At 40.0% G+C, this 18,178-nt stretch carries 18 protein-coding genes and 2 pseudogenes; 5 read left to right on the forward strand and 15 right to left on the reverse strand.

From position 1 onward, the window contains the following. Window positions 1–30: 30 nt before the first annotated feature. Window positions 31–681, reverse strand: coding sequence for a helix-turn-helix domain-containing protein (locus PGRAN_RS11515; protein WP_036067250.1), 651 nt, complete (start codon window positions 679–681; stop codon window positions 31–33). A gap of 846 nt (window positions 682–1,527) precedes the next feature. Here PGRAN_RS11515 and PGRAN_RS17330 point away from each other — a divergent pair. Then, window positions 1,528–1,929, forward strand: a complete 402-nt coding sequence (locus tag PGRAN_RS17330; protein ID WP_241433342.1) for a cyclic nucleotide-binding domain-containing protein — start codon at window positions 1,528–1,530, stop codon at window positions 1,927–1,929. A 195-nt stretch (window positions 1,930–2,124) separates the two neighbouring features. Further along, window positions 2,125–2,325, forward strand: coding sequence for a cold-shock protein (locus PGRAN_RS11525; protein WP_036061193.1), 201 nt, complete (start codon window positions 2,125–2,127; stop codon window positions 2,323–2,325). Window positions 2,326–2,422: 97 nt separating this feature from the next. Here the strand turns inward: PGRAN_RS11525 and PGRAN_RS11530 are convergent, their stop codons facing one another. From PGRAN_RS11530 to PGRAN_RS11550, 6 genes are all read right to left on the reverse strand, one after another. Next, entirely contained in the window at window positions 2,423–4,312 is a 1,890-nt protein-coding gene (locus tag PGRAN_RS11530; protein WP_051998611.1) for an LTA synthase family protein, read from the reverse strand. 204 nt (window positions 4,313–4,516) lie between these two features. Beyond that, the gene (locus PGRAN_RS11535) at window positions 4,517–4,945 is read right to left on the reverse strand and encodes a DUF3284 domain-containing protein (protein ID WP_036067251.1); all 429 of its coding nucleotides are present in this window, start codon (window positions 4,943–4,945) and stop codon (window positions 4,517–4,519) included. 14 nt (window positions 4,946–4,959) lie between these two features. Further along, window positions 4,960–5,136 (reverse strand): DUF3188 domain-containing protein, encoded by a 177-nt coding sequence (locus PGRAN_RS16055; protein ID WP_065427921.1) that lies wholly within the window; start codon window positions 5,134–5,136, stop codon window positions 4,960–4,962. A gap of 2 nt (window positions 5,137–5,138) precedes the next feature. Beyond that, window positions 5,139–5,360 (reverse strand): hypothetical protein, encoded by a 222-nt coding sequence (locus tag PGRAN_RS11540; protein WP_036067252.1) that lies wholly within the window; start codon window positions 5,358–5,360, stop codon window positions 5,139–5,141. Window positions 5,361–5,557: 197 nt separating this feature from the next. Beyond that, window positions 5,558–6,919, reverse strand: a complete 1,362-nt coding sequence (locus PGRAN_RS11545; RefSeq protein ID WP_036067253.1) for a PTS sugar transporter subunit IIC — start codon at window positions 6,917–6,919, stop codon at window positions 5,558–5,560. A 480-nt stretch (window positions 6,920–7,399) separates the two neighbouring features. Then, a complete protein-coding gene (locus PGRAN_RS11550) occupies window positions 7,400–8,734 on the reverse strand; it encodes a 6-phospho-beta-glucosidase (RefSeq protein WP_036067254.1) in 1,335 nt (444 codons plus the stop codon). 171 nt (window positions 8,735–8,905) lie between these two features. Here PGRAN_RS11550 and PGRAN_RS11555 point away from each other — a divergent pair, with 171 nt between their 5' ends. Further along, window positions 8,906–9,877 carry a LacI family DNA-binding transcriptional regulator gene (locus PGRAN_RS11555; RefSeq protein WP_036067256.1) on the forward strand — a complete coding sequence of 324 codons (972 nt, stop codon included), beginning with the start codon at window positions 8,906–8,908 and terminating at the stop codon, window positions 9,875–9,877. Between the two features lie 34 nt (window positions 9,878–9,911). Here the strand turns inward: PGRAN_RS11555 and PGRAN_RS11560 are convergent, their stop codons facing one another. The 7 genes from PGRAN_RS11560 to PGRAN_RS11585 all read right to left on the reverse strand — a co-directional run bounded on the left by PGRAN_RS11560 (window position 9,912) and on the right by PGRAN_RS11585 (window position 14,700). Beyond that, window positions 9,912–10,277, reverse strand: a complete 366-nt coding sequence (locus PGRAN_RS11560) for a DUF1304 domain-containing protein (RefSeq protein WP_036067257.1) — start codon at window positions 10,275–10,277, stop codon at window positions 9,912–9,914. Beyond that, window positions 10,277–10,732: a MarR family winged helix-turn-helix transcriptional regulator gene (locus PGRAN_RS11565; RefSeq protein ID WP_036067258.1), complete on the reverse strand. Its 456-nt coding sequence runs from the start codon at window positions 10,730–10,732 to the stop codon at window positions 10,277–10,279. Before PGRAN_RS11565 ends, PGRAN_RS11560 begins: the two co-directional genes overlap by 1 nt. A 203-nt stretch (window positions 10,733–10,935) precedes the next feature. Continuing rightward, entirely contained in the window at window positions 10,936–12,291 is a 1,356-nt protein-coding gene (locus PGRAN_RS11570) for a PFL family protein (protein WP_036067260.1), read from the reverse strand. A gap of 18 nt (window positions 12,292–12,309) precedes the next feature. Further along, window positions 12,310–12,579: an ACT domain-containing protein gene (locus tag PGRAN_RS11575; protein ID WP_036067262.1), complete on the reverse strand. Its 270-nt coding sequence runs from the start codon at window positions 12,577–12,579 to the stop codon at window positions 12,310–12,312. A 159-nt stretch (window positions 12,580–12,738) separates the two neighbouring features. After that, window positions 12,739–13,146 carry a ferredoxin reductase domain-containing protein gene (locus PGRAN_RS16365; protein WP_338151716.1) on the reverse strand — a complete coding sequence of 136 codons (408 nt, stop codon included), beginning with the start codon at window positions 13,144–13,146 and terminating at the stop codon, window positions 12,739–12,741. Further along, the gene (locus PGRAN_RS11580; protein ID WP_051998613.1) at window positions 13,128–13,871 is read right to left on the reverse strand and encodes a globin domain-containing protein; all 744 of its coding nucleotides are present in this window, start codon (window positions 13,869–13,871) and stop codon (window positions 13,128–13,130) included. Before PGRAN_RS11580 ends, PGRAN_RS16365 begins: the two co-directional genes overlap by 19 nt. A gap of 76 nt (window positions 13,872–13,947) precedes the next feature. Continuing rightward, window positions 13,948–14,700 carry a MurR/RpiR family transcriptional regulator gene (locus PGRAN_RS11585; protein ID WP_036067263.1) on the reverse strand — a complete coding sequence of 251 codons (753 nt, stop codon included), beginning with the start codon at window positions 14,698–14,700 and terminating at the stop codon, window positions 13,948–13,950. Between the two features lie 214 nt (window positions 14,701–14,914). Between PGRAN_RS11585 and PGRAN_RS11590 the strand changes: the two are divergent. Both PGRAN_RS11590 and PGRAN_RS11595 read left to right on the forward strand, forming a co-directional pair. After that, window positions 14,915–16,236, forward strand: a pseudogene (locus PGRAN_RS11590) (6-phospho-beta-glucosidase). A gap of 157 nt (window positions 16,237–16,393) precedes the next feature. Beyond that, complete coding sequence (locus PGRAN_RS11595; protein WP_036067265.1) at window positions 16,394–17,005, forward strand: immunoglobulin-like domain-containing protein; 612 nt, start codon at window positions 16,394–16,396, stop codon at window positions 17,003–17,005. An 87-nt stretch (window positions 17,006–17,092) separates the two neighbouring features. Here the strand turns inward: PGRAN_RS11595 and PGRAN_RS17815 are convergent. Further along, window positions 17,093–18,122, reverse strand: a pseudogene (locus tag PGRAN_RS17815) (acyltransferase). Between the last annotated feature and the right edge of the window lie 56 nt (window positions 18,123–18,178).

Here is an 18,178-nt window from a genome sequence, read left to right on the forward strand (position 1 = left end):
ACTTCCTTCCAACTTGCACTACACTATCATTTAAATTACCTTCGTAATAACGATTGGTTTCAATGATATAATGCCTTGTTTCTTGAACTTGCTCAAAATTAAATTGACATATTCTCTGCTAGAATTACTTAATTTCGCTAGGATCTCTTGGGTAATACAATTGGGCAAAATTCCCGTATTACTCGATGTTATGCACCAAGCGATGACCTCAAATACTCTTTGTTCTGCTGGAAGCAACATCCAGTATGATTTGATTTGATACAGTTGCTTAAACATTTCTTGTTGCGACTTAATATGATATTTCTCTGATGATCTGGACATGTTTTCAAGTTGTCTATTTAGAAACGTTTTATTCACAAGCATAATCTTGCTCTCTGATAGTGCAATTAATTTTTTTTCTGCATTCTCGTCAATGGATAACCAATCCAGATCACATGATTGATTCTTAAATAGCAGAAAGGCGTTCAGCATGCTCTTTTCTTTCGCAGGCACAGCTATTCTTTCTTCAAAATAAACAATACCTTCTAAATTGAACAAACACATGTCTGATTTACTTGAGAAATCCCATATGCAATCTCCCTTCTTAACATTGACTACGTGCATACTACTTGAATACTTATTATTCTCGTGATATTGCATCAAAATTTGTTGCAAGTCAATATCTTTTGTTATTGTAGTCATTAATGTTCACCCCGCTTGATTTTTTTCTTATGGATCAGCGCCATATGTGTATAGTATCATTGAAGTGTGCTGAAAAAAATACAATACTTCTGGTTTACGAGCCTTAATATTGTACATTTTGTTACGTTATTTCAAAAAAAGCATATTTCTTCTATTGTCACTACATCACTTCTCCGATTTTCTTGCTTTTACTTTTGGCATCTTTTGCGTATTAGTTGGCTTCGAGTGTATTGTACAAAATTTTGTGCTATCCCATCTCTACAGCTACACCGCTCATTGATTTATTATTTTGCTTGTTTTAGTATATCCTTCCTTTGTTAATTATTTTCCCCGCTAAATATACATCTAGAAGCATATTGATTTATTAAATATGCTTCTAGATGTATACGAAAATATCTATATTGTTACATTTCACTATTTTTCAAGCCATTCATGAACATTTTGTTAACAACTAAATTAATACTTTTTTTCATCAAATGATCTTTCAAATATATATATTTAGGGTATTTATTCATATAGAAGAATATATTAAGGAGGCGTTCCCCTTGTATTTAAAAGAAACCATTGATAATTTTGCAACTCTATCTAATATCATAAAAATATTAAAAAAAAGACGCTCAATTTAACCATCACTGTATAGAAGAACGTATTTCCCAAGGAACTGAACTGTTTTTTGATAAGCGGCGTGATTACTTTTATCTCGTTCAAAGCGGGTACGTACAGTATAGGTATGAAGGGGGGGCTGGGCAGAATTTTCATTTCCTTGTTCGTCCTGGCAATTTCCCTTTCCTTCCAATATACCAAGAAGACATCCCTCATAATTCCAGAATTGAGGCGCTGACCGATGTGATCTGGTGGCGTATTGATTTCGCATTTCTAAAAAAAATGTTGCAACTTGAAGATCCTAGAAATTATATTTTAATGAGCTTTATGGCTCGTACCCGACGAGAATTGTATGCCATAGCTGTACAGGATCGGCTAAGCTCAAAGAAACGCATTTATTTTAGTCTCATTTCCCTCATCGATTTGGGCTTTCGGAAAGATTCTAATACTGTAGAACTTCCGAGTTTCCTAACGTATGATCGTTTGGCCGAATTATCCAACACATCGAAAGGTTATACCTCTAAAGCATTACTAGAACTACGCGAGAAAGAAATTTTAATCTCTAATAAGAAACCCTGGGTTATTACTGATGTGAAAAAATTAAAAAATTTGCTAGATGCAGATAGCCTTCCTAACTTGTTTTAAAACGCGAAGAAAGGGTATTTTAACAATCATTAATAGATTTAAGGGTATTTGTTTGCTTTATTGAGAAAAGCATGGTATATTTAACTAGACTTATTTTTGTTGGTGAAGAAATGATTAGTGAATAACTTTCCACTTCGTACCGCTAAGCAGGAATAGTAATATTATGTGCCAGTGTGCACGAGGAGGAATTTTGATATGGAAACAGGTACAGTAAAATGGTTTAACGGCGAAAAAGGTTTTGGTTTTATCGAACGCGAAAACGGTGACGATGTATTCGTACATTTCAGCGCTATCCAAGGCGAAGGCTTCAAATCTTTAGACGAAGGCCAAAAAGTTACTTTTGACGTAGAAGAAGGTCAACGTGGACCTCAAGCTGCTAACGTTGAAAAAGCGTAATTTTAGCTGATAAAAGAAACTCACTTTTGTGGGTTTCTTTTTTTTGTCTACATAAATAAAAAAGACATTTCGAAAAAAATCGAAAATGCCCTTTTTATTATTTATTTTTAAATAATCCTGACTTAGTATACCCCTTACCGCTTACTAGATCATATTCTATTAGCTTATAGTCCGCTAGGTATTCTTTGGCTTTTGTGGATAATTGGTCTTCAATAATCGTTTTGTTCTTGCCATTAATGAGGACGTTTTTCTCCAATCCTTGGACTTCCTTACTCATTTCTGTAAGTAAAGCATAGTATGGAGAGACCTTGCTATCCGTTAGTTCTAGCATTTTGGGCGCGAAATAGATGGGGCTAATCGTACCGTAGTCTTCTTTTGGTAAGTCGAAGTTAGCATACATGAAGAGCGGTGTCTCGTGCATCGTTCGTTCTGTGTTTTGATTGACGATTTCTTCTGGGAAAACGCTCGGCAGGTGATCTCCCCAGAAAACGACCATTGTTTTTTCTTTCATGTTATCCAACTCAGCTACAAAGTCTTTTAAAGCGTCATCGGAATATTTGATACCTTGAAGATATGTTTCGACAGTCTCTTTATTGTTTTCTGGTACGCCTTCTACACCGATTGTGTTAATATATTTATCCCAATATGTCATATGATTTTGCATTGTGACAAGATGAATGAATGTCGATGATTTGTTCGCTTTTAGCTGATCTAGTGTTTCTTGGTATGCTGACGCATCTGAGATATATTCGCTGTCGTCAAGGGATTCTGTATGCTTCATTTCATCTCGACTGATAAATTTGTTAAATTCTAGTGCATTATATACGTCTGTTCGCCGATAAAAAGATGGTTTGAACGGATGGATAGCGATTGTTTCATAGTCGCTTTGTTTTAATGAGCTGACCAGAGATGGGAAGTTTTCTTTTTGATATAGAAACATTTGATATGGTGAGGTAATCTGTGGGTTAATGTTATACATCGATAAACCAGTCAAAGCTTCAAATTCAATATTGGCTGTTCCACCGCCGTAACCTTGGGACAAACTGTATCCTGATGGGTATTTTCCCATGATTTTGCGTGTTTCAGGAATAGGGTCTGAGGATGTTGTGACACCATTCAGCCTTGTTGGGTCACTGAAGCTTTCACTCATAACATAGACAATATTCACACCGTCCATTGGTTTGTTCTTACGTGTGGTATTGATTTCATCCGCTAGTTTCTGATATTTTTTAGTGATTGCTTTCATTTTTGATTCGCTGTAACCTGTTGGTGCCTCCATGATATTGGCCGTCGCGCTGTAAATGAGTCCTCCTACAAAACCGTATTGCTGATAGCTTTCTTTCGGGTCTACGTCTTTCCACTGTGCATCGATGTTGTACGCCTTTCTCAGCCAGTTGTCGGTATTTTGGAAGTTCGTGAGCGAGAATAAGAGTGCACCGCTAAAAACAAGTCCTACAGCACGAATAATGAGTGTTTTACGATCCCAATATTTGAAATCACGCCCGTAGTACTTAGCGGAAATTTTACGTGAATAGCGGTCAAGTATCCATGCAATCGCAACAATAACAGCGATACCGATAAATAGTAGAATAACAAGCCACGTCGACAGCATCGAGAGCATAAATCGCCATTGTGTGATCATTTCGAATTCTTGCGGATATAGAGGTTCTCCTCGTTCTAGAAATTTCTGATTATTCGCGAAGGCAACGATGAGAGATGTACCAACCAAGATCGTCGTACTAGCCCATAAATTACCGATAAGCGAGATTAAAAATAAGTAGACGAGCATTAAGACTAAAATTCCGAGTAGGAACGGAATGGGGTATGTCTGAATCATTTGTAGTGTATCTGATAAATTAAAACCGCTGAGCGATGCATCCAGTAAAATATGTAACACGACAGATAATACAAGCCCAAATAAAACGGCTCTGAGCGACCTAACTAGATATGGGTGCTTGAGTTGTTTCCTCTTTTCTGGTGCAGTCATAATAAAAATCTCCTCTGTAGCCTGTTTTTCCCTTTTTGTCTTCCCTTGGTATTATACTATAGTGAAAAATAGAGTACAAACACCACGAGCAAGAGCAGTGAGACATGCCTCACTGCTCTTCCTCTATATCAAAAAGCGATATTTCTTATTGATGGCACTTGGGATACCACCATTATTGGGGTAATACCGCCTAATGATCCCCTTTTATTTGCTTGCTGTAATCACCGAATCCTCCATGGCTTTTAGCAAACGTGTTACCCTTTTTTTCCTTAAAAATGCGAAAATGGTACCTACCAACATATTATTCATTTTCTGCATCCACTTCTCAGCTTCAATTTCTTCTTTATATGTGACTTCACAGACATGATCACTAATTTCGGTGACCGTATAGGTTGTCCGGTGAAGGTTTACGCGACTCGTTGTTTCGAATTGGTACACATTAGGAAATTGAAACTCGGTAATCTTCGTCTCAACAGCAGCACCATTTGACATTGTTCGACGATACTTGAACCCCTTTAGCTTTTGCATCGGTAGATTTTTGCCGGTTGCTTGTTTGACGTCGTAGATTACGGATTTCGCAATCGTATGAAAACACTCTTTTTGTGAGATGTATAATTTCTTGGAAACGTTCATAATACCATCTCCCTTTAGGATTTCTTATCTTTTTTCTTCTTAAGGAACACCATGAGAGCTCCTAGAATAACTACTAAAATTCCTGTAAGCATCATTGGCAAATTAGTCGAATTTCCGCCTGCTGATGGACTGAACACGATAATAATTAAGCCAATACTCATTATAAATAGTCCGTTTGCAGCACTCTTCATAATTACTCCACAGTAACCTGGAAGTAAAGAACGGCGCCAATATCCGTTGCCTTCATAACATCCTTCGCGATTCTAACCGCAGCTTCTTCATCCTCAGCAGTCGTTTCGAAATATAACTTAATTCCTTTTTCGTCCACCTTTTTAAAAGTGACACCATTTTCATTATATTTCTCCAACGTTTCAACAAAAAAATCTCGTTTCATAGGACTACTAATTACGATCATTTTCATTACCTCCTTCTACGTATTACCTCTATTATACTTTTTCGGTGTGTGGAGTGTAAAGAATCAACTAAACACGATTTCACATAATGGTCTGACATCGCCAACTCGGACGACATCAGACTAAAAATTTCAGGTGTCACATCCCGGTCTTGACCTCCCGCCAAAACCAGTTCGTGTCACCAAATCTCCGCGGAACATTAAGATTTCATTTCTTCTTCAGGCACGCCTACCTTATTCGCTGTAATAACGAACGGTACCCAGATTAGGAAAGCGATCACCATATTTATGAGCGATATGACTGGCGCCATCCAATCTCCTCCAGTTGCAAGGAATGAATTTATCAGCGGTGGCATTACCCATACCACGGCAATTTTAACTGGTGCAACGAGTCCCCAAACTGTCGCAAAGTAAGCGACTGTTACCATGACCATTGGTGCAATGATAAATGGAATCAGGTAGATAGAGTTTAATACAATTGGTAAACCGAACATGATCGGTTCGTTGATATTAAATATACCAGGCCCGAGTGATAGTTTGGCCACGGTTCTCGAGTCCGCTCGTTTAGAGAACATGAGTAGGGCGATGATAAGCACAAGTGTACCACCTGAACCACCTATCCATACGTAAGCATCGAAAGAACCACGAACCCATTGGTACGGAAGATCAGATCCTGCAACACCTTTTGCTGCTTCGTTAATGTTGTTAAGTTGTGCTGTACCCCAAAGTGATTCTAGAACTGGAGCCAATACGTTTGGTCCGTGAATACCGAAGAACCATAGTAGTTGAACTAGGAATGTTACGAGTAACACTGCGCCATAACCTTGTGACAAGGCAAGTAGCGGTTCTTGGATTGTTTTAGAAATCCATGTGATAACGTCAAGACCTGTAATTTTAACGAATGACCAGTCGATGATCGCGCAGACATAAAGAGCTACTAATGCAGGAATGATCGCTGCGAATGCTTTACTTACTGCTGGCGGTACGGAATCTGGCATTTTGATAGTGATATTGGCACGCATTAATTTTGCATAAATAATAGTAGAAATAAAACCGAATAACATGGCAGTAAACAAACCAGTACCGTTCACTTGGTTTAGATCAAGGAACCCCCAAACTGGTTGAATCATCGAAACGTCTGCTTTTGGATTAGCAGCTAGGATCGCATTTTTGATTGGATCGACTGCTACTGTTTGTGACAAGTTCATAACGAATGCTGCAAGTGAAACAAGTGCACCGGCTAGGCGGTCAACTTCATACACTTTCGATAAGTTATAACCTAATGAGACCGCGAATACTAAGGAAACGATGGCAAGTGTTGCTGCCCAAACATATCCATTGACACCGATAAGTGGTTGCATGGCTTCGACAAATCCTGTCCAACCCCATGACGTTGGGAAATCCCTGAAAAATGCATTTAAAAGAACTGCGATTGAGCCGGCCATTGTGATAGGCATTGTTGAAATGAATGCATCACGTAACGCGACTAAATGTTTTTGCGAGCCGATTTTAGCTGCAACTGGCACGAAATACTTTTCTAAAAAATTAGTTAGTCCGTTCATAATTATCCTCCCTATTTTGAAACGATTTGTGGTTACTCAGCATTCTGTAAGTTAAACGCTTTGAATGGATACCCTTTTTGTTAGCGTTTACTGCATTGTGTCTGTTTCTTCTTGTTTAGAATGCGTTCAACCTCCATTCGACCTGTGAATTGCTAGGGATGTCCTCCTCTCCTATTCGTATTAAGGTTTTATGGATTCATTTAATTATATTGCAAAAAGCGTGCCAAGTTTTTTTACAAGACCTCAAGATCTGAAAGCGCTTCATACGGCAGGGTTTATTTGTGAAAATGAAGCGTTTACACACATTGAACATATCCGTGTAATCAAAAAAAGCCTGTACACACTTGGTATGTATAGACTTTTAATTTCTATAGGTGTAACTAGTTGGTAATTTTATTTCACAATTCCATTTAAAAGACGAAATTATTTTACAAGGAAATGCGCGCCTTGAAAATGAAGATTTGGCGCGCATTCTTTATTTTAAGCGTTCACTTTTGTGAAGAATTGTGGTAGGTGTTCTTTGTGTGCTTCTAGTAGTTCATCGAGTACCGTTTGAGCGATATCCCCACTTGGAACTAATGGGTTTAATGTGAATGCTTGGAGGGCTGTATCGTAGTCTCCTGTTACGGCTGCTTCGATTGTTAGTTCTTCCATTGCTTTCATCACTTGGAGTAGACCGCGTTGTGCTGGCGGGAACTTACCAAAATTGACTGGTTCTGCACCGTGCGCGCGGATAACACTTGTGATTTCAATAGCGCTATCGTAAGGGACATCGTCAATTGCTCCGTTGTTACGTGTGGATACGACCATCATTGTGCCTTTATTATTGTAGATCGAATTGATGATTTCGCAAGCTGCGTCACTATAATGCGCGCCACCACGTTTAGATAGTTCTTCTGGTTTGTGATCAAGATTTGGATCTTTGTAAAGCTCGAATAGGCTTTCTTCTAAGCGTTTTACGACTTGGCCACGGCTTCCTTCTGTTTTGAAAGCTTCCAGCTCTTCTTCTAGCATGTTGTCTGTCATGTAGTAATAGCGGTGGTATGGACATGGTAGCATTTTCAAATTGCGAACTTGTTCGTATAAGAAGCGCATATTTTGGATGTTTTCGACGATTTTCTCTGGGTTTGCATCTGGTGCGTAAAGGCCTTCGATAACTTGTTCGGTTAATTCAGTGCCGTCTTTGTCAAAAATGCGATGCCAGTGCAAGTGATTGATACCGGCGAATTTGAAAAATAGGTCTTCTTCTGGTTTTTTAAGGACATCAGATGCGCTTTTAATGGCACCAATCGGTACATTACATAGACCGATGACTTTATCCCATTTTCCATAGCGAAGAACAGCTTCGGTGACCATACCAGCTGGATTTGTAAAGTTGATCAGCCATGCGTCTGGACATAATTCTTTCATGTCTTCTACAATACCTAATATAACAGGAATCGTACGGAAGGCTTTAAGCATTCCACCTGCTCCATTTGTTTCTTGACCGATGATTCCATGGCTTAATGGAATGCTTTCATCTTTGATACGTGCTTCCAGTAAGCCCACACGGAATTGTGTTGTGACGAAATCGGCATCTTTTAAAGCTTCGCGGCGATCGAGAGTCAAATGTACTTCGCAATCAATCCCAGCTGCTTTTACCATACGTTTTGCCATCGTGCCAACGATTTCTAGTTTTTCACGGCCAGCCTCAATATCAACAAGCCATAATTCTCTGATCGGTAGTTCATCGAAGCGCTTAATAAATCCTTCTACTAGCTCTGGAGTGTAACTCGATCCTCCACCAATGGTAACAATTTTTACGCCTTTACTCATTTTTACATACCTCCAAAAAATTTTATAAAGCGGTTGCTTGTTCTGCTCTTCTTTATTGTAGTTTATGTAATGCATTACAGGTCAAGGATTAATTCCAAACTTTTTTATTGGGGATAAAATTTTCGGATTGCGGTATACTATAGATGGAAGAAGCTTGAGGAGTTGGATAAAATGGCGAATATTCAAGATATCGCAAAATTGGCTGGGGTTTCAGCAGCGACTGTTTCGCGGGTCGTGAGTGGTCGTGGCTATGTGAGTGACGAGACGCGCGCACGCGTACAGGAGATTGTCGACCAGCTCGATTATGCACCGAATCGGAACGCGGTTTCTCTATTAAAAGGAAAAACGATGATGATCGGAATTGTGGCGTTGACGTTTGATAATTCGATGGGTGTTTTTTTACGTAGTTTTTCGATGGCGGCGCAGCGTCAGGGGTATAATGTAACGGTGTTTGTGACGAATGGCGATAAGGCGCGGGAACAAGAAGCACTGGAGATGTTGCGCCATAAACAGCTTGATGCGCTTGTTTTTGTGTTGCGGGCGAGCCCTTGGGCGGACATTGAGAAATACGCTAAATATGGACCGATCGTGACGTGGGAACGGGTACAGTTACAAAGTGTTGCTTCGGTTTTTATGGATCAGTATGATGGCTATATGCTCGGCTTGGAACATCTATACACGCGCGGATACCGGCGGATTGCAAATATTTATGGTCGGATGTCTGGGAAAAATACGCGTGGTCGGATGCGGGCTTTTGCCGATTTTTGTGAGAAGTATGGGCTTGATCCAAATGAGATGGAGCATTTCTATAATAAAGGGCGGATTACGCATGGGGAAGAGATTGCACATTGGTGGCTGGCGCAGGATGTGAAGGCGGATGCGATTCTTTGCCCGACGGATTACTTGGCGTCGGGATTCATCGCGGAAGCCCGGCGGATTGGGATTCGGGTTCCTGAGGATGTCGCGATCGTTGGCTTTGATGATACGAATAATGTGGCGCGATTGTTTGATATGACGACGATTCATTATCCGATTGATTTGCAGGCTGAGAATGCGTTTCGGATTATTTTGAACCAGCTAGACGAGAAAGAGGAGCCACTACTAGAACTGGAATTTACATTGGTGGAACGAAAAACGACATGAGTCCTTAGTGACTGCATGCCGTTTTTTGATGTGATTACAAGCTAATAATTGTGAAAGTAAGTGCGATGATCGCTGGGATACCTTGTGCAAAAAAGATCCGTTTGGAAACTGTTGCCGCGCCATAAAGCGCTGCGATTACGATACAGCTTAGGAAAAACAAAGTGATTTGAAGACCGATAGTTGGATCAGGATAAAGCACGCTCCATACGAGACCGGCCGCTAGAAAACCGTTGTAAAGACCTTGATTTGCCGCAAGTTCTTTCCCGCTTTCCGCCTTCTCTTTTGTCATATTAAAGGTTTTTAGAGTCCGAGGTTTTGTAAAGGCAAACATTTCAAAATACATGATATAAAAATGCAGTACTGCGACAATTAAAATAAATATCGTTGTTAAAATAGCCATTATTTCTTCTCTCCTTTCAGGTTTTGTAGTTGTTCCAGTAATTGCTCGAGTGTTTCCATGAGGATACGCGTGTCTTCTGGTGATTTTATTGCAAGCTGTTCTGCTGTGGCTTGATAGAACGGCAAAATCATGATGCTTTTTTGAGCGACTAGGTCTCCTTGTTTCGTCAAGGTAAGCATTGTTTCCCGACGATCCGTTTTGGATACTTCCCGGTGAACATACCCCTTTCCGACGAGCAAATCAACTTGTGTGCTAGCCGTACTTTTAGACAAAGAAAGCTGCTCAGTAACCTGCTTGAGCGTCCCGCCTGCATGAAAGCGAATAGTATTCACAATCGCCAACTGCAAAAAGGTCAAGCCAAGCTCAGATTCATACTTCCGAGTAATCTGCACCAACGTATTGTGGATGCCAACAACTGCTTTAATAACATCGCCCGCCTGCTGAAAATCCGACATTTACTCACTCCTTGTCTATTTAGTCCTTATCCGAATAGTTCTATTATGAACTATATTAAAACATAATGCAATCTTCATGCCCCTAATTCTTAGAATGGCCACTCCAAATGAAAGTATTACTAAAATAGAGCAAAGCGAGGAATGTTTAATGCCAGGCCTTGGATCACACGCAGATGTGTATTGTTCCTCACTTCGCTCGTCATTTAGTTTTTGAAGGAGTGAATTGGAGCGGGTATCCTTCCACCTCTTGCGATAAATTCTGCGGATGATTTTTTATTCACTTTCATAACTGGTGCGGTCCCTAAAAGTCCACCAAATGCGACCATATCGCCGACTTTTGTTCCTACTGCGGGAATGATGCGCACGGCCGTTGTTTTATTGTTAATAACTCCAATTGCGGCTTCGTCTGCAATCATTGCGGCAATTGTAGAGGCAGGTGTATCACCAGGTATAGCAATCATGTCGAGCCCGACGGAACATATCGCTGTCATTGCTTCCAGTTTTTCTAGATTTAAAGAGCCATCATTTACTGCCTCGATCATGCCAATGTCTTCGGAAACAGGAATAAATGCGCCACTTAATCCACCAACGTGACCGCATGCCATGACGCCACCTTTTTTGACAGCATCATTGAGGAGCGCGAGTGCCGCGGTTGTGCCATGTGTCCCAACCATTTCTAGACCCATTTCTTCTAGTATATGCGCAACGGAATCACCGACTGCTGGGGTTGGAGCCAGCGATAGATCGACGATGCCGAATGGGACGCCAAGCCGATCGGATGCCACTTGGCCTACTAGTTCACCCATTCGTGTAATTTTAAAAGCGGTTTGTTTTACCATCTCAGCTACTTTATCAAAGCTTGCTCCTTTTACTTTTTCGATGGCGCGTTTGACGACACCTGGTCCACTGACACCGACATTAATCACACAATCTGCTTCACCAACTCCATGAAAAGCGCCGGCCATGAAGGGATTATCCTCTACTGCATTGGCGAAAACTACTAATTTTGCACAGCCTAAACCTTGTGTATCTGCTGTTAGTTCCGCGGTTTTTTTGATAACTTCCCCCATATCGCGAACAGCGTCCATATTGATACCTGTGCGTGTGGAACCAATATTAACGGAGGAACATACACGTTCGGTTTGTGCTAACGCTTCGGGAATGGATTGGATCAAGATGGCATCACCTTTTGTATATCCTTTTTCGACAAGTGCGGAAAAACCACCAATGAAATTGACACCAACTTTTCTTGCGGCGTCGTCTAATGTTTTGGCAAATGCAACATAATCTTTATCATCGGAGGCACCAGCAATTATCGCGATTGGTGTCACAGAAATGCGCTTATTGATAATCGGAATGCCATATTCTGATTCGATATCTTCCCCGGTCTGAACTAATTTCTCGGCATATGTAGTAATTTTTTGATATATCTTAGCGCGCGCTTTCTCACCGTCACTGTCGATACAATCAAGCAACGAGATTCCCATTGTGATTGTTCGAATATCTAGTTTTTCTTCTTCAATCATACGAATTGTTTCGAGTATTTGCTTCGTCTCCATACGGACAGTCCCCTCCTTTTATAATTTATGCATTGAATTAAAAATTTCTTCACGCTGGATATTAATCTTTACATTTAGTGCTTCACCTTTTTTGGCTAGCCGACTCTTTATTTCGTCAAAAGCTTTCGTAGTCGTGCTTATATCAAGCATCATCATCATGGTAAAATAGCCGTCCATTATCGTTTGTGATACGTCCAAAATATTGATTTCAAGCTCGCTAAGCTCCTGACTCACTCCCGCAATAATGCCGACATTGTCTTTTCCTATTACTGTTAAAATTGCTTTCAAACTACTTCAGCTCCTTTTGTTGATAGTTTCTATTATACGTCTAATCCGCCAATATTTCACTAATTATTTAGAAAAAAATAAATCCATAGAAAAATCTGCTTATTTATTCAAAAAACGCTTCCTCACCTAAAATAAACTGGGTAAGGAAGCGCCTTTTTATTAAACTAAGCTAAGTGCTGGTTGGAAAGCTTCGAAGTGAATATCATCCTGATCGTGACCAAGCTCCCGCAACATGACTTCCACTGCCTGCATAAACGGAACTGGACCGCATAAATAAATCGCTGCTCCACTCGTTACAAGTTGTTCTAAATCCGATTTTGTGATATTTTTTCCTGCGAACTGGTGGTAAGATTCGCCTAGTTTGGATTGGAAATTTTGCGAAAATACGGCATATTCTTCAGACCGCACACAGTGAATAAGCGTCAAATGGTCATGATTCTGGAAGCTGCTTACCATTGAGGCAATCGGTGTAATCCCTATTCCGCCTGCAATGAAGACATGGCTCGTTGCATCAGCATCCAGTTCAAAATCTCCTGCCGGAAGTGTTGCTAAAAGAGTATCACCGATTGATAGTTATTGTAAATATGATTGGAAACTACACCCGCAGGTTCCTTTTCATTTTCTCGCTTGATCGCAACTTGATACGTTTTTCCATCAAATGCTTTTGTCAAGCTATACTGCCGATTATGGAATAGTTCGCCCAACTTCACACGCAAGGATATGTATTGTCCCGGTGCAAAGTCTAGTAACTCACCGCCATCGTTGCGGGTTAAATCTAACGTGAACACATTCGGTGCTACGTCCTGTTTCGCCGCGATTTTAAACGTAATGAAGTCACGATTGCGCACGTCGCCTAACGCATCGTACATTTCTTGCTCCACCTCGATAAAGATGTCAGCAATGATGCCATAAGCGGCGCCCCACGCATCTAAAATTTCAGGCGTTGCAGCATCACCTAAATATTCTGCGATTCCTTTCAGCAAATATTCACCAACAATTGGATAATGTTCCGCTTTAATCGTCAAACTGCGGTGCTTATGGGCAATTGTTTTTACTTGTGGTAAAAGAATCTCTAACTGTTCAATATTTTCAGCGGCTAGGTACACCGTATTAGCTAAAGCAAGGGGTTGTGTCCCTATTTCTTGATTGGTCATGTTGAAATAATTGAGTAACTCCGGGTGTGCCGCAAACATCTTCTTATAAAAAATGGCTGTAATTTCTTTGCCATGTTCCTTTAAAATCGGCGCTGTTGACTTAACGATTTGTTTCTGTTCCTCGGTTATCTTCGTCATGTTTCATTCCTCCTAAAAAATAGTATACAATAATTATACTACCACATTCGAACAGCTATAACGCTCAGGGTTTTCCCTATTTTTCTTCACGATCCAGCTGAGTACGAATTTCACGAGCGATACATTCCACAGTATAAATGGCGGGAAGTTGGGAAGTAATATCAGCTTCTTGATACATTTCTTTATTTATATAGTAGGAAATATTAGCATCTGATAATTTTGCCATGGTCGATTTCGCGCTATTTGTGATCGTAATAATTTTGCATTTTTGCATTTTTAGTTGGTGAATATACTTGATTATATCTTCATTCTCGCCTGAAACCGAGATAGCGATCATGCAAATTTTATCGGATAATTTGCTGGATAGATGGTAAAAAGGATGATTTAGTGGGTCTTCGATGTGAAGCGCCAACGTGAATAACGAGGAAAAATAAAGGGCACCATACTCCGCGATAATACCCGATGAGCCGATTCCAACAAATAATACGAGCTCCGCATCGCGTAAAATTTTCGCTGACGCCTCAATATTCGCCTTAAACTCAGGTTGCGCCGTCCGTTTCAAAAAATCAATATAGGTTGTTTCATCCGACATGTCCACATTAATCTTCGTCCGTTCTTGCGCATACATTTGTAGCTTTACTCGAAACTCAGAAAAACCGCTACAGCTAAATTTGCGGCAAAATCGCAAAATCGTAGTTGTACTAACGTGTGTCGCATCCGCTAAATCACGAATTCTCATATATGTTACCGTATCCAAATTCGTCGCGATGTAATTGTAAATAGCCATTTCTGTATCATTCAATTCAATCGTCTTATCTAAAAACAGCATTTGCATGCCTCCGATCATATTTATAGCGCTATTTTATCACGATTCACCACCATGTGACAAATCGTTACACAAAAGGAACAAATTCCAATTTCAAAAATGCTTAACAAATACCCCCGAATTAATAGCTATTTTTTCATTTTAAGCCTATACTATTGGGAGAAGAAAGCGTTATACAAAACATAATCAAATCTTAAATATATTGGAGGAAAAATCGATGTCTAAAGGTATCAAAATCGCTACAATCGGCGGTGGATCAAGCTACACTCCTGAATTAATTGAAGGTTTCATCAAACGTCAAAAGGAACTCCCAGTACGTGAACTTTGGCTTGTTGATGTACCAGCTGGTAAGGAAAAACTCGAAATCGTTGGTAATTTAGCAAAACGGATGGTTGAAAAAGCTGGCGTGGATATGGAAATTCATTTAACGATGGATCGCGAAGAAGCGTTAAAAGGTGCTGATTTCGTAACGACACAATTGCGTGTTGGCCAATTGGATGCGCGTGTGAAGGATGAACGTATTCCGAACTCTCATGGTGTTGTTGGGCAAGAAACGAATGGCCTGGTGGGATGTTTAAAGCTTTCCGTACCGTTCCTGTCATTCTTGACATTTGTAAAGATATGGAACGCTTATGTCCGAATGCATGGCTGATCAACTTTGCGAATCCTGCGGGAATGGTAACAGAAGCCGTTCTTCGTTATAGTAATATCAATAAAGTAGTCGGCTTATGTAATGGCCCAATCGGCATTGAGAAGAACATCGCGGACATTTTAGGTGTAGATCACACAGATATCTACGTTGAATTTGTTGGCTTAAATCATATGGTTTTTGCAAAAACTGTTTATAAAGATGGCGAAGATGTAACCGCTGAAGTTGTTACTAAAATGACAGAAGGCGAATCTGGCTCCACTTTGAAAAACATTAACGCGACTGGCTGGGATGCAACATTCCTGCGTACATTGAATATGATTCCAATCGATTACTTGCGCTACTACTGGCAAACACGTACGCAGCTAGAAGATCAACAAGCAGCGTATGAAAAACATGGTACACGTGCAGAAGTCGTGAAACGTGTCGAAGCAGAACTTTTCGAGTTGTATAAAGATGTCGATTTAGCGGAGAAGCCAAAACAATTAGAACAGCGCGGTGGTGCTTACTATAGTGAAGCGGCTTGTAACTTGATCAACTCGATTTACAACGACAAACGGGATATTCAAATTGTGAATACGCGTAACAATGGTGCGATTTTGGATATCGATCCTGCATCCGCGATTGAAACGAACTGCGTGATTACCCGTCAAGGCCCGATTCCTTTGGCAAGCGGACATCTTCCTGTTGCGATCAATGGTATTATCCAACAAATCAAGACAGTAGAACGCTTAACAGTAGATGCTGCGGTTACCGGTGATTATGATAAAGCATTGCTTGCTATGACCGTAAATCCTCTGGTTCCAAGCGATACAGACGCTCGTATCTTGCTCGATGAGTTGCTCGAAGCTCACAAAGAACATTTACCACTATTCTTTAAAAATAAATAAAATAGCTGGACGGCAAAATTGTATTTTTCAAAGTTTGCCGTCTTTATTTATGTCGAAAAGTACACAAAAATATTTGAAAAAGGTTAGATTTTTAACAATATAACTCTGACATTTAATGTATACTTATGATTATAAGATAATTTAGGAGTGAACACACATGTACAAAAAATTAACCACAACTGCCCTCGTTACATCCGCTATTATGCTTGTCCTTCCTGCAAGCCTTGCCCACCACACGGCAAAAGCCAAAACACTTCCACTAAAAAACAAACTTGCGATTTCTGGCAGTGATCGTATTAAAGGTGTTTCTTTGCATGCCCATCGCTATTTTATTAAAAAGAATACGATTTTCGATCCAATGATGCCACCGATTTCGTTAACCGCTTATGACGACGACAATCATGTTGATTTGACAAATTCCATCTTTGTTACAGAAAATGATGTCGATACAAGCAAAGTTGGTAGCTATCACGTGACATATCGTGCGATTGCTGCTGATGGTCGTTGGAAAGAACGCCGCGTTGAAGTGAACGTCGTTTCAAGCCCGATTATCGAAGCTCAAAATGCAACGGTTCCCCGTGGAACATACTTTGATTATTTGAAAGACGTCTCAGCTTTTGATGAATTAGCTGGTGATATTCGAATTTTCTTGCATGTAAAAGCCAGTGATTTAAATACAGATGTAGCAGGAAAATATTTCGTCACGTATGTAGCTTCGAACTTTTATGGCTTAACGACGGAAAAAACAATTACTGTAACGGTAAAATAGCAAAGAGTTTGAGCATTCGTCCAGATGTATTTAGACGTCGCTCAAACTCTTTTTTATTATACTTTTCCGATCGGGGCGTTACCTAATTTATAATCTGGTTTCTTCGGTTGTTTTTTTTTTGATGAAAATCGATTTTAGGGCACTGAATAGGAAACTAATGATATAAGATAGGATGAAAATGATGATACTCATAACGGGAATCGCCCACGATAAGTGATCTTCAATCGGAATCATATCTGCAAATATTTCTGTCACATAGCGCAACACAATTAGATGCACAAAATAAATGAAGAAGATGTGCGGTGTGATAGCGCGTGAAATTTTTTGCAAGCCATGATTTTTAATTTGAATGCTGGTAAACATCATGAACAGGGCAATCGCTGCGATGACTACAAATATAGATAGGTAATCATAGAAATATAGCGGTTTAAAGCCGATCTCCATGCGATTCTCTAGCGCCCAGTCCGTAAAGAAATAGATAGCTGCAGTACTCAGTGCGAATATCGCGAACCAGACAAATTTTTTCAAGCGAGACAGTATCGTTTTCGGTAAGCTGTAGCCGAGGATAAAATAACCCAAGTAAAGCACACAACTGAACAGGTTTGCGACAATCATATCGGTCCCTCTAAAACGCAAAAACAGCTTCCAGTAAGCCGACCGCTAGGAAAAATAGACCTAAACTAAAGAATGCCACTTCACCGATTTTTTTTCTAATAAAAACGAGCAGCGGAGCAAGGAGTTGCAGTCCGATGAACATCGGCATAAACCATAAATGGCGTCCTAAATTATTGAAAAATAAATTATCGAATGAGCCCCATAATCCGCCGTGCACAACAAACTGGACGAAACCATCCCAACCACCTTGATCGAGAAACTCGAACATTTCGTAAAGTACCATCCAAACAATTGTCGGGATAATGAGACCTAATGTAAGTTTTTTAAAATACATTGCTAAATTTTTGCTCTTGCGCAAAGTAAAGTAACCACTTAGTAAAATAAACAATGGAACTGCTGTGCGTGATATCGAATCATAGAAGTTCGCGATCGCAAAATTCGTGTTCATTTGGGTGGCATTCCCTAAAAGATGCGTAGCAGATACATGAATAACAATAACCATCAAAATCGATAAACATCATCTGAGCAAATCTAGATTATCTTTCTCTCCTATTCGGT

This window comes from Listeria grandensis FSL F6-0971 (assembly GCF_000525835.1).
GTDB lineage: Bacteria > Bacillota > Bacilli > Lactobacillales > Listeriaceae > Listeria_A > Listeria_A grandensis.